Origin of the sequence: Nocardia cyriacigeorgica (assembly GCF_010858045.1) — a bacterium.
Taxonomy (GTDB): domain Bacteria; phylum Actinomycetota; class Actinomycetes; order Mycobacteriales; family Mycobacteriaceae; genus Nocardia; species Nocardia cyriacigeorgica_E.
In genome coordinates this window covers 59,942-73,506 of sequence record NZ_JAAGVC010000014.1, presented here as the reverse complement: position 1 = coordinate 73,506, position 13,565 = coordinate 59,942, and the positions used below count along the sequence as shown (strand labels likewise).

Annotated in this window: 12 protein-coding genes; 5 read left to right on the top strand and 7 right to left on the bottom strand. The window is 64.8% G+C overall.

Features of this window, described 5'->3' with window-relative positions; translation table 11 throughout:
* Positions 1–161 precede the first annotated feature (161 nt).
* Positions 162–1,811, bottom strand: coding sequence for an acyl-CoA synthetase (locus GV790_RS15215; RefSeq protein ID WP_163814006.1), 1,650 nt, complete (start codon positions 1,809–1,811; stop codon positions 162–164).
* Between the two features lie 80 nt (positions 1,812–1,891).
* Between GV790_RS15215 and GV790_RS15210 the strand changes: the two genes are divergently transcribed.
* Positions 1,892–2,674 (top strand): crotonase/enoyl-CoA hydratase family protein, encoded by a 783-nt coding sequence (locus GV790_RS15210; protein ID WP_051016139.1) that lies wholly within the window; start codon positions 1,892–1,894, stop codon positions 2,672–2,674.
* Between the two features lie 82 nt (positions 2,675–2,756).
* Here the strand turns inward: GV790_RS15210 and GV790_RS15205 are convergent, their stop codons facing one another.
* A complete protein-coding gene (locus GV790_RS15205) occupies positions 2,757–3,176 on the bottom strand; it encodes a VOC family protein (RefSeq protein WP_163814005.1) in 420 nt (139 codons plus the stop codon).
* A 217-nt stretch (positions 3,177–3,393) separates the two neighbouring features.
* On the opposite strand from GV790_RS15205, the gene GV790_RS15200 reads away from it, so the two are divergent.
* The gene (locus GV790_RS15200) at positions 3,394–4,383 is read left to right on the top strand and encodes a sigma-70 family RNA polymerase sigma factor (RefSeq protein WP_163814004.1); all 990 of its coding nucleotides are present in this window, start codon (positions 3,394–3,396) and stop codon (positions 4,381–4,383) included.
* A gap of 7 nt (positions 4,384–4,390) precedes the next feature.
* Here GV790_RS15200 and GV790_RS15195 read toward each other — a convergent pair whose 3' ends face one another.
* Positions 4,391–5,335 carry an AMP-binding protein gene (locus tag GV790_RS15195; RefSeq protein ID WP_163814003.1) on the bottom strand — a complete coding sequence of 315 codons (945 nt, stop codon included), beginning with the start codon at positions 5,333–5,335 and terminating at the stop codon, positions 4,391–4,393.
* A 155-nt stretch (positions 5,336–5,490) separates the two neighbouring features.
* Between GV790_RS15195 and GV790_RS15190 the strand changes: the two genes are divergently transcribed.
* Entirely contained in the window at positions 5,491–6,351 is an 861-nt protein-coding gene (locus GV790_RS15190; protein WP_163814002.1) for a hypothetical protein, read from the top strand.
* 17 nt (positions 6,352–6,368) lie between these two features.
* Here the strand turns inward: GV790_RS15190 and GV790_RS15185 are convergent, their stop codons facing one another.
* The 4 genes from GV790_RS15185 to GV790_RS31125 form a co-directional block, all read right to left on the bottom strand.
* Positions 6,369–7,775: a hypothetical protein gene (locus GV790_RS15185; RefSeq protein ID WP_163814001.1), complete on the bottom strand. Its 1,407-nt coding sequence runs from the start codon at positions 7,773–7,775 to the stop codon at positions 6,369–6,371.
* Positions 7,776–8,981 carry a YcaO-like family protein gene (locus tag GV790_RS15180; protein ID WP_163814000.1) on the bottom strand — a complete coding sequence of 402 codons (1,206 nt, stop codon included), beginning with the start codon at positions 8,979–8,981 and terminating at the stop codon, positions 7,776–7,778. It abuts the gene before it with no gap.
* Entirely contained in the window at positions 8,956–10,155 is a 1,200-nt protein-coding gene (locus GV790_RS15175; protein ID WP_163813999.1) for a TfuA-like protein, read from the bottom strand. The genes GV790_RS15180 and GV790_RS15175 overlap by 26 nt, the downstream gene beginning before the upstream one ends.
* Before the next feature lie 129 nt (positions 10,156–10,284).
* On the bottom strand, positions 10,285–10,407 hold the full coding sequence (locus GV790_RS31125; protein ID WP_256673307.1) for a hypothetical protein: 123 nt from the start codon (positions 10,405–10,407) through the stop codon (positions 10,285–10,287).
* A 437-nt stretch (positions 10,408–10,844) separates the two neighbouring features.
* Between GV790_RS31125 and GV790_RS15170 the strand changes: the two genes are divergently transcribed.
* Both GV790_RS15170 and GV790_RS15165 read left to right on the top strand, forming a co-directional pair.
* Positions 10,845–12,296 carry a DUF4135 domain-containing protein gene (locus GV790_RS15170; protein WP_163813998.1) on the top strand — a complete coding sequence of 484 codons (1,452 nt, stop codon included), beginning with the start codon at positions 10,845–10,847 and terminating at the stop codon, positions 12,294–12,296.
* A complete protein-coding gene (locus tag GV790_RS15165; protein ID WP_163813997.1) occupies positions 12,296–13,561 on the top strand; it encodes an MFS transporter in 1,266 nt (421 codons plus the stop codon). Before GV790_RS15170 ends, GV790_RS15165 begins: the two co-directional genes overlap by 1 nt.
* Positions 13,562–13,565: the final 4 nt, after the last annotated feature.

The window sequence follows — 13,565 nt, the reverse complement described above, 5'->3', positions numbered from 1 at the left end:
ACGCTGAGGACATACGTTGCAGCTTCGTCGAACATCTTTGCCCGCTCATCGATAGCTGCTCGCCGCCCGACTTCGTTTTCCTCCATGACCGTCGACGATACCCGGCGGTGGGGTGCGCTACCGATTGTGCGGCGCACCCCACCGTCAGCTGTGACCGACGCCTACTTACTGCTCACCTCGGCGTGCTCATCGGCCGGGCGGGCTTCGGTTTGCGCCTTGGCCCAGCGGTAATCCGGCTTACCGGCGGGAGAACGCTTGATCTCGTCGACGAACCAGAGGCTGCGCGGCAGCTTGTAGGACGAGACTTCCTTGGTGAGGATCGGGCGCAGTTCATCGAGGCTGGGGCGCTTGTCGCCGCGACACTGGACGACGGCGGCGACCCGCTGCCCCCAGCGCTCGTCCGGCACACCGACGACGAGAGCGTCGAAGATCTCCGGATGGGTCTTGAGGGCGCCCTCGACCTCCTCCGGGTAGATCTTCTCGCCGCCGCTGTTGATGCTCACCGAACCGCGGCCGAGCATGGTGACGGTGCCGTCCTCCTCGACGCGGGCGTAATCACCCGGGATCGAGTAGCGAACACCGTTGAACTCCTTGAACGTCGCGGCCGTCTTGACCGGGTCGTTGTAGTAGCCGAGCGGGATGTGACCCTTGCGGGCGAGCATGCCGACCTTGCCCGAACCGGGCTCGACCGGATTGCCGTCCTCGTCGAGCACCTCGGTGGAGGCGTCGATCTTCACCCGGGGGCCGCCGGTGTGGGTGGCGCCCTTGGCCGCGATGGCCAAGCCGCCGAACCCGGTCTCCGAGGAGCCGATCGAATCGGTGATGACGGTGGTCGGCAGCAGCTCCAGGTACTGATCCTTGAGCGTCGGGGAGAACAGCGCGGCACTGCTGGCCATCGCCCACAGATTCGAATGCTTGTACGGCTCACCGGTTTCCGGGTTACCCTCGCGCAGCGCGTCCAGCATCGGGCGGGCCATCGCGTCGCCGGTGATGAAGATCATGTTCACGCCGTGCCGATCAATCGCCTGCCACACGCTGTGGCCACTGAACTCCGGCAGCATGACGGTCTTACCGCCGTCGAACAGCCCGTGGAAGGTGGCGGCCTGCGAGCCGCCGTGGATCATCGGCGGGATCGGATAGCGCACCATCGCCGCACCGGCGGCGCCGGCCTTGGCCTGCGTCCATTCGTCTTCGATCTTCTCGCCGGTACCGAAGTTGGTGCCGCCACCGAGCACCCGCCACCAGTCTTCCTGGCGCCACATCACGCCCTTCGGCATGCCGGTGGTGCCGCCGGTGTAGAGCATGAAGATGTCGTCGGGGGAACGTTCGCCGAAATCGCGCTCGCCCGAGGAGGCGGCGAGTGCGGCCTCGTATTCGACCGAATCCGCCGCGAGGGGCACCTGGTCGACGGTATCGTCGTCGACCACGATCACGGTCTTCAACTTCGGCACGTTCGGCCGCACGGCGGTCACCTTGTCGGTGTAGCGGCGCTCGTGGATCAACGCGACCATGTCCGAATCATCGAAGATATATTGCAACTCGTTCTCGACGTAACGGAAGTTCACGTTGACCATCACCGCGCGCGCCTTGAACACCGCGACCATCGACTCGACGGCCTCGATCGTGTTGCGCGAGTAGATGCCCACCTTGTCACCCGGCTGGACACCCTGTTCTCGCAGGTAATGGGCTAGCTTGTTGGTCCGCTCCTCCAACTGCGCATAGGTGACCTCGCGAACGTCGTCGACCAGTGCGACGCGATCGGGCATGAGGTCGATGGTGTGCTCGATGAGGTCCGCTATGTTGTAGCTCACAGACCTAAAAATAGAACGTGTTACTGTTCCTGACAAGGGTGCCTTTTCACACCACGTCCTCGAGCCAGGAGATTTCCGCGATGCCGCACTGCCTCGTCGAGAAGCGCGACCACGTTCTCATCGTCACCATGAACCGGCCGGAAGCGAAGAACGCCCTGTCGGGCGAGATGATGGCGATCATGCGCGACGCCTGGGACCAGGTCGACAACGATCCCGATATCCGGGTCGCGATCCTCACCGGCGCGGGCGGCGCCTTCTGCGCCGGCGCGGATCTGAAAGCGATGACCTCGCAGCATCCCGGCGACTCCTTCTCCGGCGGCGGCTGGGACCTGTCGAAGATCGAAGCGCTGCTCAAGGGCCGCAGGCTCACCAAGCCGCTGATCGCCGCGGTCGAGGGCCCTGCCATCGCAGGCGGTACCGAGATCCTGCAGGGCACCGATATCCGGGTGGCCGGCGAGAGCGCGAAATTCGGTGTGTCCGAGGCACGTTGGGGCCTGTTCCCACTGGGCGGCTCGGCCGTGCGGCTGGTGCGCCAGATTCCCTACACCGTCGCCGCCGACATCCTGCTCACCGGACGCCACGTCACCGCGGCCGAGGCCAAGGAGATCGGCCTCATCGGGCACGTGGTGCCGGACGGGACAGCGCTCGACAAGGCACTGGAGCTGGCCGGACTGATCGCGGCCAACGGCCCGCTCGCGGTGCAGGCCATCCTGAAGACCATCCGCGACACCGAGGCCATGCCGGAGAACGACGCGTTCAAGATCGACGCCGAACTCGGCATGGCGGTCTTCAAGTCGGCCGACGCCAAGGAGGGGCCGAAGGCCTTCGCCGAGAAGCGCAAGCCCACTTTCACCGGCAAGTAGCAAGCGGCGCGAACGTCACAACGTCCCCGGCGGGCTCGACGCGCCGGGGACGTTGTGCTGTCTGCGCTGTGGGCGTCCGCGCTCAGTTGGCGCCGGGGTAGTCCATCCAGAACGGCTCCCACTGGTGGCCGTCGGGGTCGAGGAAGGTGCGCCCGTGCATGCCGACCTCGGCTTCTTGGGCGCGCTTGTCCTCGTTGACTTCTTCCCGCCCGCCGGCGGCCACGGCCGCGTCGGTCAGCTGGTCCACTTCCTGCGCGCTGCCGAGCGAGAGCGCGTAGCCCGCGGCTGCGGTCGCGTTGGTGTCCGCGATCGGCCGCTTGGTGAAGGTGGCGAAGTATTCCCTGGTCAGCAGCATCAGGCAGATGTTGTCGTCGATCACGATGCAGGCGGCGTTCTGATCGGTGAAGTCCTGGTTGACCTTCCAGCCGAGCGCCTCGTAGAAGCCCTTGGACCGCTCGAGGTCGGTCACGGGGAGGTTGATGAAGATCATCTTGCTGCTCATTGTCTTTTCGGCCTCTCGGTCGGTGTGTGCTTCTCGCTTCACCCATAGAGACGTGGCCGGTTCCGGAAACTCATCGCAGCCGCCGAAAACAACCCGGGCGCCGTTACCCGTTACTGGGGGTACTGGTGCGATTTCTGTGGCTGACGTGGTCTTTCCATCGGCAAACGATCATCGCGATGCCTGTTTGTTGTCGGTGGCTTGTGCCACAGTGGCATCCATGAGCGAGATGACGGGCACCGCCACGGCGGAAGTCATGGATTCCTTCGAGGTACACCGCCGCGAGTTGTGCGCCTACGCCTACCGCATGCTCGGTTCCTCGTTCGAGGCCGAAGACGCGGTCCAAGAAACCTTCACCCGCGCCTGGAAGGCCTACGACAGCTTCGAGGGCCGGGCCAGCTTGCGGTCGTGGCTGTACCGGATCGCCACCAACGTCTGCCTGGACATGCTCGACGGTCCGCAGCGCCGGGCCCGGCCGATGGATCTGTCCGGGCCGTCGAGCCCGGAGTCGCCGCTGTCGGCGCCGCAGCCGGATTACGTCTGGGTCGAGCCGATCCCCAACGCGCTCGCCTTCGGCGCCGATCCGGCCGAACACGCCACCGCAAAGGACACGCTGCGGCTGGCCTTCGTCGCCGCCTGTCAGCACCTGCCCGCCACCCAGCGCGCCATCCTGATCATGCGCGAGGTGCTGCGCTTTTCCGCCAGCGAGACGGCCGAGGCGCTCACCATGTCGCCGGCCTCGGTCAACAGCGCGCTGCAACGCGCCCGCGCCACCATGTCCAAGGTCCAGCCCGCGGTCACCGACACCTACGACGAGACCGATGAGGAGCAGCGCAGGCTCGTCGACGATTTCGTCAAGGCCTTCGAGTCCTACGATATGGACACCCTCACCACCCTGCTGAAAACCGATGTGGCGCTGTCCATGCCGCCGCTCGAGTTCTGGGTGTCCGGCCCGGCGAATGTCGCGGAGTTCATGCTCGGCCACGGAGCGGCCTGCCGCGATTCGCGCCTGGTGCGGCTCGAGGGCGCCAACGGCCTGCCCGCCTTCGGCCACTACAAGCCGAGTGGCGAGCCGGGCGTGTGGGTGCCGTGGTCGATCACCGTCCTCGAACTCACCGACGGGGAGATCTCCGGGCTCAACTTCTTCCTCGACACCGAGAAGTTGTTCCCGCTGTTCGGCCTGGAGCCGGAGCTGCGCGAAGCCGTCTGAGTCCCGCTCAGCCGGGAATCAGATCCGAGTGGCGGTCACGGCCGGCCGCGTCGTCGACGCTGACGGCGCCGTCGATCGGGCCGCCCTCGGTCGGGCTCCGGTAATCGGTGAACACCGGGCCCCACCAGTCGGTCATCCGCTGTTCGAGGTCTGGTGAGCACGGCTCCGGTCCGTGCACGATCCGCCGTAGCGACGACAGGTCGTAGCGGGATCGGATCGCCTCCGGCAGTGCGAGGAGCCGGTCGAACAGGGCCGGTGACAAACGGCTGTGGGTCACGCGATGTCGTTCGATCAACCGCAGCGCCTCGGCCGCGTCCCAACCGTCCATCAGGACTACCCGGTGCCCCGATTGCACCGCAGCGGTAAGGGAATCGAGCGCCTCGAACCGGTACAGCGGCAGCCCGGCCAGATGCACATGGATGCCGTGCGGCGCCGGCCCGAACGAGCCGGTGGTGTGCGGTGCGACCACATCGGGATCGGTGCGCTCCCCCGGCCGCCGGATCCCCGCCGCACCGAGCCAGGCCACCGATTTGAAGCCCTCGATCGCGCCCACCGAAAACCGCGCGGCGGCAGGCAGATCCGCGGCGTCGGCAGCCAGCCGAGCCGACTCGGCGAACCGCCTGCCGGCAACGAACGCCTTGGCCTCGCTGTCGATGAGCACGTGGGCGATGTCCGGCACCGCCAGATGCCAGTCCACCGTCACCAGGTACAGCCCGCTCCGATGGGCCGCAAACGAGAACGCGACCGCCTCCACGCCATTCGGCAGCAGGCTCACCACGGCGTCGCCGGCGCGCAGCCCGAGCGCCCGCAGCCCACCGGCATACCGGTCGGCGAGAGCGGCCAGTTCCCGGTAGCTCACCTCGCGGCCGGTCGGTGCGATCAGCGCAATGCGCTCCGGCTGGGCCGCGGCGATATTCCACAGCCCGAGAACTTCGGCCGACTCCTGCGTCACCCCATCGAATTTAGAACGCGTTCTAGATATCGACAAGGGCGTCGCCCCCCCCGGGCACGAATCAGCGGCTCTGGCCGAGCCGTCCGCGCCAGTCGACAGATATGCTGAGGATGCCCGGATTGCTCACCGGAGCGGTTGGTTTCATGGGGGGAATCATGACCGAACACGACGGCTACATCCTGCCATCGGGCCCGGGCGCCCGAGCCCGATATGCGCGGGTCGAGCGCGGAACCCTCACTGACGGGCCGCAGGGCAGCGAACTACATCGCGTCCTCGACTTCGCCGTCGCCTACCCTGCGCTGCGCCGCAAGCCCTATCTTCTGGTCAACTTTCACGGGATGGTGACGCGGCCCAAGTACCAGCCGCCGATCTTTGGCCGCTTCACATCGTCGGCACAGCTGGGCGCGATCACCATCTTCGTCTCCGACCCGGTGTTACGAATGCACCCGGAATCCCGCATTGGCTGGTTCCTCCAGGCCGAGCCTGTTGCTCACGAGCTGATCGCTCTGACGATCGACATCGCTCGGCGGAACGATCTCGAGGGCATTGTCTGGAACGGTTGGTCGGCCGGCGGCTACGCCGCCATTCGTTTCGCGTGGCGAGCAGCATCGCCGTCGATGCCGTCAATGGCCTTCGCCTATGCGCCCCAGAATTACCCGCCAGACCTCTCCTGGTGGGAGAACTATCGCTCATCGCTCCCTCTCGGGCTGGCCGTCGACCCGTATTGCGAACCAACCGCAGCCGGTCCGCGGCGGCTGCCCCACCGGGTCTGCGCGCTGTTCGAAGAAGAGTTCCGCAACGACAATTTCTGTGCCGCGGTCCGCGCCAACGACCGTGATACCTCCCATATCGTCGAGCATCTTCGTCCGATCGTCACCTCGGCGGGTCGATCGGGCCGGCTGGATTGGGCGGTGTTACGCAACGGCCTCGGGCACGGCGAAGAATCCAACGAAATCTTCTGGGAGGAATTCGAGATCGCGACGGCGCGATGGTGGCGCAGGATTCGATCGAACTGACCTACCGACACATCGGATCAGCCGACGACAGGGTCGGAAAGATCAGCCGGGATCAACGGAGGAAACAGCAGGCAACGCTGTCGATCGGCGGACAGATCGCTCCAGGCTGCGGGATCGTCCGGCGCCGCGGGCACCATCCTGCCGCGGTTCACATCCGCGAGCGCTCGGCAGGCGACCAGAGTTGCTCCATGGTCGCGGAACACGCGGGCCAGCCGGATAGCAGTCGCCTGGTGCACGGCCATCTCGCCGGAAGTCGCCGCCTTGAGAAATGTGGGTGGCACTTCGCCCAGTACTGACACCGGGATCCGCTGGGGAAGCTTCAGAAAGTAATACGAAGGTTTGCCCTGCGGGCGCGGCAAGAAATAGATCCACTCGGTCCCGTACGGGCGCAAATTGGACAGCATCGCGAAGGAAAATTCCAGACGGGCGCCGATTCCCACCGCGCCTATCGTCGCGCCGAGCATCAGCAGCAAGGGAACGACCCCCACAGTCACCGTCACGGCAGCGTCAACCGTAACCAGCGCGATCCAGGCCAGCGTGCCGAAGCACGACGCCGCGAACAGTTCGTTCACCAGGCCGGCGCGCCGGTCGAGGTACTGCCAGGTGCACTGCCAAGCACTGGTCGCTACCAGCAGCGTCACCAGGTATGCGGCGAATCCAGGGCCTGATGACACGATGCGTTCGACTATCTGTCCCATCGACACCGGCTGCGACAGCACCACCAACGCCAACCACACTGCGGCCGCCACCATGGAGAATTCGAAGTTGCCGCTGATCCCGAAGGCGAAGTGCAGCAACAGGCCGACGAGCAGACACCACAGCAACGGCGCGCCACCGATCATCGCCAGGGCGAGAAGTATTTCTGCGCCGGGCACGACCACCATGGCGCCGAAGCTCAGCAACCGCCGCAGGTTATCCGGCGTACGGGCGAGCAAGGCTGAATTGTTGTTCAGGTTCAGCTCGACAACGCGTCGGCCGAGGCTGCGATCACCCCGGAGGTAGCCGCGGTTGAGCTTGGCGATCCCGGCCGCCGCGTACATCGCCGCAAGTATCGCCGCCGTCGCGGTCGCGGCTCCTCCCCGATCACCGCCGCTCAGCGACAGCACGACAATCGTGACGACCGCCAGGAACGAGTGGTTCGACACCCGGAGGTTCTTGCAGAGCAACCAGAACCCGAACAACCCGATGACGACGACGTTGCGGAGGAGGTCACGCTCCTGCAGCGCCAGCAGAGCCATGCTGAGGCACGGCGGAGCAGCGACGTTTCCGATCAGCACCAGTCGATGCGGCAGCGCTACCCCGAAGACTGGCGAGAAGTTCCAGCTCAAGGCCCGACGGCCGAGCATCAGGCACTTTGTGATCGCGAAGGTATTGACCGGCAAAGACACGATGAAAGCGGCCTGCACCGCGCTGATCATCGCCATTCAACCGGCTCGCTGTGCCTGCATCTCGGATGGACCCGGTATGCCGCCACGGCGGTCGGCCACCGCACCGGGCAACAGAACCTTGACCACCGCCAGGTCCGACCGCATCCCCGCAGCGGTCAGATCCAGAACGACCGGCTCGAACCCGGTAACCAACAGTGCGCGCCGTGCCGCTTCCTGGAGATCGTCGGTGATGGTGGCGCCATCGATGGAACGGAACCCGCATTCCGCCTCGGCTTCCTGCACCGACCGCGTCTCGACGACGTTCATCTGACGCGGGCCGACGGCCAAAAGCTCCCATACCGGCACCACCGGCAGATCGTCGCGGGTACCCGATATTCCGGTAAGCCGCGTCTGCGCGGCCTCGGTGAGGGCGCGGCTCATCGCGATTGCGCTGTCTCCGTGCGTCCCTGCCCCGGCGCATTCGAGCGGATACTCGTGCGAGAAGACGCTCGCGATGAATGTCGGTACACCGAAGCGAGAAGGTACCGCATCGAGAGTGAGGTCCCACCCGGCTTCCATCATGCGCTCGATCAGGAAGGCGCAGTGGGTGTCCCGCACCGATCGCGGGTCGATCGGGATCCGATCCCCGGGAGCGCCGAGCCGGGCTGTGCTGTCACGTTCGAAGATCTCGTAGAGCCCGTGCAGTGCGGCTTCATCCGGCTCGTTACCCGATGCGAGTCCCGAACTCGTCTCTCGAAAGGGATTCATCCGGAAGTCGCACCGCGCGAAGCTGATGTCCACCAGACCACGCGGAACAGCGATCGGCTCGCCGGAGATCATGGTCGTTGCCGCGTAGTACTCGAGCACCTCGTCCATCAGCAGCGGACGGCAGAGATGGCTCCCGAAATGCGCTGTCAGGTCGTAGCCCAGATCGTCGCTGGAATGCTCCGCGCGCACCGTGGGAAGGCCGATATTCTCCGCATGCCAGGTTTCGAGGGATTCCATCGCGGCCGATATCTTCGCCAGCTGTCTGCTGGCGCCTTTGCCCTGCGAAACCGACAGCGATTCCGACAGCGGCCGGACCGCCATCGCCACAGGAATCCGTACGTAGTCGAGATCGGTGACGTCGGCGACCCTGGTGATGCCCGCAGTCTCGAGGTGCGGTTCTATCCGGAGCCAGGTGTGGTCCGCGGTGCGTGCTCGCGCGGTGCCGTCAAGCCGAATCTTCGGCGCTAGTTCACGGTCGTCGATCAGAGTGCCCATCAGAGATCCCCCGGACTATGTCGTGATGACTGAAGATGAAGCGGCGCAATGCGCGCCGTGCGGGCCCGACACCAGCGAACCCGCGGCGACGACACTCCTCTTCGAGCGGGTACCGGGATGGCCACAGCTCACGCAGCAGGCCGTCGGCGACGTCGGCCTTGAGCTGTCTGGATCCTGGAATTCTACGTTCCGATTCCGCAACATGCGCCTGGCAGACACGGGATACATCCGCTGCCGTTTCCGCCGATAGCAGGATCGATACCGTCCGCTCATCGGCAAGTCTGTATCGAGGCAGGAAGACCTGAGGTATCCGGTCCAGCGATGCGGTCGAGGTCATTGATCCGAACCGCTCGCCGATACTACGTCCCGGTGAGGAATCGTAGGGGTTTTCGGATACGTAATCCAGGTACTTCAGCCATATCGCAGGGAATTCTGTGCGGTAAAGCTGCTGATATTCGACCCTGGCTATCAGCCGGCCCGACTCGATCGCATTGTTCTGCCACTGATAGAAGTACGGGGTCCGCCAATCCGCCGCCGCCATCAGCTGCGCCCCATCGTCCTCCGATGCCGCTCCAGCGAAATGTGCCCGTCGTAGCGCGGCGAGCGCATCGAGCTTCTTGACATCATGTTCCGTCCGAAGCTTCCGCTCCGGCAGGACAGCTGCTGCTACATCCGCACCGAGCTCGCCTTCGATCGCGTTGGCCAGTGCTGCCTCGGAACGTTCGGCGTAGAAGATCTCGCGGGCGATCGCAACAGTTCTCTCGGCAATGGGAATATCCAGGCCGCTGCGTTGCGCGGCATACCGAACATTCACCAACGGAACGCTCAAGGGCCGCCACCCGTGTTCCTCGTCGAGGTGCGCGACTGCGACGTCTGCGTCCGAATCGATATCGCCCTGCTGGTACCACCGGCCGACCACTCCGACGACCTCCATGCCGAAGCGGGACAGCTCAGCGCCCCTGATCGCACCGATGCTGCTCGCACCGATCAGCCGGGCACCGATAGCCAACGCATGCAGGTATTCCTTGTGTCGCAGGGCCGGATTCTGGTGATAGAGGCCGTCGATGACGACAATGGTCTCCTCGGCCCCCAGTGTCGACCCGAAAAGATCCCCATGCTTGATCGGCGGCCGGAACACCGTCGTCGTACCGTTCTTCAAGTCGAATTCGGCCACATCATCCGGAGTCAGCGTCGGACCCGCGTAAACCGTGACGTTTCCCCCCACTATTTTTCCCTCTCTTGACCCCGACCCCCGATGCATTGCGGGCAGGCAACCGAAACGCCTGCCCGCAATGAATGTCGCCTAGTCGGCCTCGGCCGTGGCGGCGTCGTTGGTCCGAACTACCGCAGTCGGATCCTCGAAGATCTTGTCGAATTCCTCGACAGTTATGTACTTCCCGATGGTGGTAGTAAGCGAAGTGCTCATGATTTCCCTCCCTTCAGTTCTCGACTGAGTGATCAGCGATCACCCTTCGGACATTAGCAAGACTTGCAGACCACGACCAGTGGCACTTTCCGTGGGGACGAGCGACGGTCGGTGACCTTTCTACTCAGCAACCGGACGGATGCGGATCGCTGCGATCAGAGTTCCGGAAACCATTCCGAGACGATCTTCCCCCTAGCTGGGCACTCGCTGCTCGATGACTCTAAATAGAAGATTCACAATGCGGTTCACACGCCGAGACCAACCGAATGAGCTTGCGAGGAAGCATCATCCATCGGCCGGTTTGTGATCCATATCACTGATAGTCGCGGCAGGCGCGCGAACGTCCGCAATGAGCACCTCCACGGCTACCATCGGAATCCGGGAGCACGGTCGATCTCCGCTTCGCGGGTCGGCCGGCGAGAAACGGGGAGGTTCTCATGCGATATTCCGACTATGACCTGGTGGTTCTCGATGCACTCGACAACTACCTCCATGAGGCGCACCGCGTCCCCGAATACCTCGACCTCACCCGGATGCGGCACGGATGGCTGCGGTACCTGATTCTGCGGATCGCGGTCGTGTCCGAGGAGACCCATACCCCGGTCCACATCGGCAATGCCGATCGGCTGCTGCCCGAACTCGCTTATCGCGTATTCGACGATGACCCCACCATCTGGGGCGGCGTGGTGGAGCCGCAGATATCGCACTGTCTCGACGAAGCCGCGCGTCTGCACGAAGCGCTGACTACGAGCGGCGCCGAACCAGTCCGCATCCAACCCGGCCTCGGCGACCCCCACCGTGGCGGTCGAACGACCACGAAAGTCTCCAGCGCAGAGGTGGTTCAGTACTACAAACCCGGCCGGTACTCGCGCCGCGACATGCTCACCGCGTTCTTCGATGCGGCCGAGCTCTCCGCGTCCGTTCACATCCCACCTGATATCTCGGTACTCGACGGGTACCTCCAGAGCGCGGTCCCGGTTCCATCCCCTGCCACCATGCCAGGCGAGGAATTCTGGTACCGGGCAGGGCTTTTCGCGGCCGGGACCGACTGCCTGGGGACCGTCGATCTGCACTATGGCAATATCGCGCCCGCCGGCAACGCCATCGCCATCATCGATGATGAGACCGTACTCGCCCCCAGTCCCTTCGACCGCGAGCGGAACGTGCTGACCACCTTGCTACTTCAAGATCCCGCGAGCGCTCGGACGGAAGTATCTGCGGGCTTCATGGCGACCAACACACCCGGCGTCTCGAGAAACTTCCCGTCTCTGCAGGCGTCGGAGCCGGACAGCGGCCTCACCGTTCGCATGACTACCAGGCTCGCCAGCAAGCCGACCCGCATCGGCAGCCACGTCCAGAACCTGTCTGGTTACCTCGAGGAGTTCCGCGCGGGCCTGTCACACGGTTACGCGACTATTCGCCGGAACCGGCATGCGTTGGTGGACGTGCTCCGATCCTGTCCCCGAGAATCGCTGTCCCGGGCGATCGTTTACTCGACGCCCGGATACGCGCGGCTGTCGGCGATGGTCGCGCTTTCGCCATCCACCGCTTCCCAACGCGAGATCTTCGAACGATTGGTCGAGCAGCTGGGTCGGTTTTCACGGACGACCGTAGGCCCCGAGATCATCGCATCAGAAGCCCGGCAACTGCTCGGCGGCGATATCCCGTTGTTCTGGATCGACCCGCACACCGACCATATCGTCGACGGCACAGGCCGAGTAGGTCGGGTTCGACATCCGCCGATCGACGAATGCTGTCACCGACTATCGACTCTCGACCACAACTACTCGATCGCGCAGGCCCGGATAGTGACGCAGTGCGGCTCGGGCCTGCATCTCGCCGCGCCGGGCAGCACGGGATCGGCAGTTGCGAAGGAGGTGTCGGCGTGATGACGGTGGCCGAAGAAGACCGGACGGAGGTATTGAAGGTCGCCGATTTCCGTAACCTATGGCTGGCGAACGGGTTTCGCGACGCATCGGGTGAAATCGCGCGTTTCGCGCTACCGATCAGCGCGGTGATCCTACTGGGCGCGTCACCCGTGCAGATGGCCTTCATCGCGATGTGTGCCAACATCGGCTATCTACTGTTCGGGCTCCCGGCGGGGGTATGGGTCGATCGGCTGCCCAAACGCACCGTACTGTCGGCGGCCGAACTGGCATATGTCATCGCGCTCGCGAGTATCCCCCTCGCCTATTTCGCCGGTGCGCTGACTGTGGTTCAGCTCATGCTGGTGGCGGTGATCCTGAGCGTCGCGGGGGTGTTCTTCGGGATCGCGCACCTGAGCGTGCTACCGCTGATCCTGCCCAAGAAGCGGGTATCCGACGCCAAGGCGCGACTTACGACGTCGTCTACCTCCATCAGCGTCATCGCCCCTGCGGCGGCGGGCGCCGCGGCCCAATCCATCGCCGCGCCCGTCCTCTATGGTGTCGCGGCAATGTGCCAGCTCGCTTCCGCGATCCTGGTCCGCCGCATTCATCCAGTCGAACCGCCTGTGCCGGAGCAAGCGCAGCGCAACTTCCGTGCCGAGATCGCCGACGGCGTCCGGATCGTCTTCCGCCAGCCCCTGCTCAGGCTGCTGCTCGGGCAGACAGCGGTGAACAACCTCGGTGCGGGCATCCTCATGGCGGTGATGGCCTATTTCCTGCTCGACACCCTCGCCATCGCACCATGGTTGTTCGGTGCGTTGTCCACGGTCGGCGCGATCGCCGGGCTCGGCGCCTCGCTGGTATGCCCGTGGCTGCGACGACGGTTCGGCGAGATCCGGATGACGATGGTCTTCTCGGGCCTGGCACCGGTCGCGATGGTATTTCTGCCGTTGGCCGGACTGCTGACTGATCAGGCGATCATCCTGATCACAGTCAGCCAGGTGCTTCTCGGAACGGCCCTGGTCGGCCGTTCGGTGGCGGTCGCGGGACTACGAGCACGCGTCACACCGAATCGATACCTGAGCCGCGTCACCGCTGCGGCCGCGGTCGTGACACAGGGCGCGACGCCTCTCGGCACCATGCTCGGCGGGTTCGTCGCCGGCGTGTGGTCAGCGCAGACAGCCTTATGGGCCGGCGTCGCAGTCATGGCCATCCCTATCGTGCTGCTGCTCCGGTCGCCATTACGTACGCACCGAACCCTGCCTGCGGAGTGGGAGGTCGACGACTGAGCTC

Coding starts and splice junctions, on each gene's coding strand:
- GV790_RS15200 (WP_163814004.1), top strand. CDS start 3,394: ATGAGCGAGATGACGGGCACCGCCACGGCGGAAGTCATGGATTCCTTC.
- GV790_RS15205 (WP_163814005.1), bottom strand. CDS start 3,176: ATGAGCAGCAAGATGATCTTCATCAACCTCCCCGTGACCGACCTCGAG.
- GV790_RS31125 (WP_256673307.1), bottom strand. CDS start 10,407: ATGAGCACTTCGCTTACTACCACCATCGGGAAGTACATAACTGTCGAG.
- GV790_RS15210 (WP_051016139.1), top strand. CDS start 1,892: ATGCCGCACTGCCTCGTCGAGAAGCGCGACCACGTTCTCATCGTCACC.
- GV790_RS15185 (WP_163814001.1), bottom strand. CDS start 7,775: ATGGCGATGATCAGCGCGGTGCAGGCCGCTTTCATCGTGTCTTTGCCG.
- GV790_RS15170 (WP_163813998.1), top strand. CDS start 10,845: ATGCGATATTCCGACTATGACCTGGTGGTTCTCGATGCACTCGACAAC.
- GV790_RS15190 (WP_163814002.1), top strand. CDS start 5,491: ATGACCGAACACGACGGCTACATCCTGCCATCGGGCCCGGGCGCCCGA.
- GV790_RS15165 (WP_163813997.1), top strand. CDS start 12,296: ATGACGGTGGCCGAAGAAGACCGGACGGAGGTATTGAAGGTCGCCGAT.
- GV790_RS15180 (WP_163814000.1), bottom strand. CDS start 8,981: ATGGGCACTCTGATCGACGACCGTGAACTAGCGCCGAAGATTCGGCTT.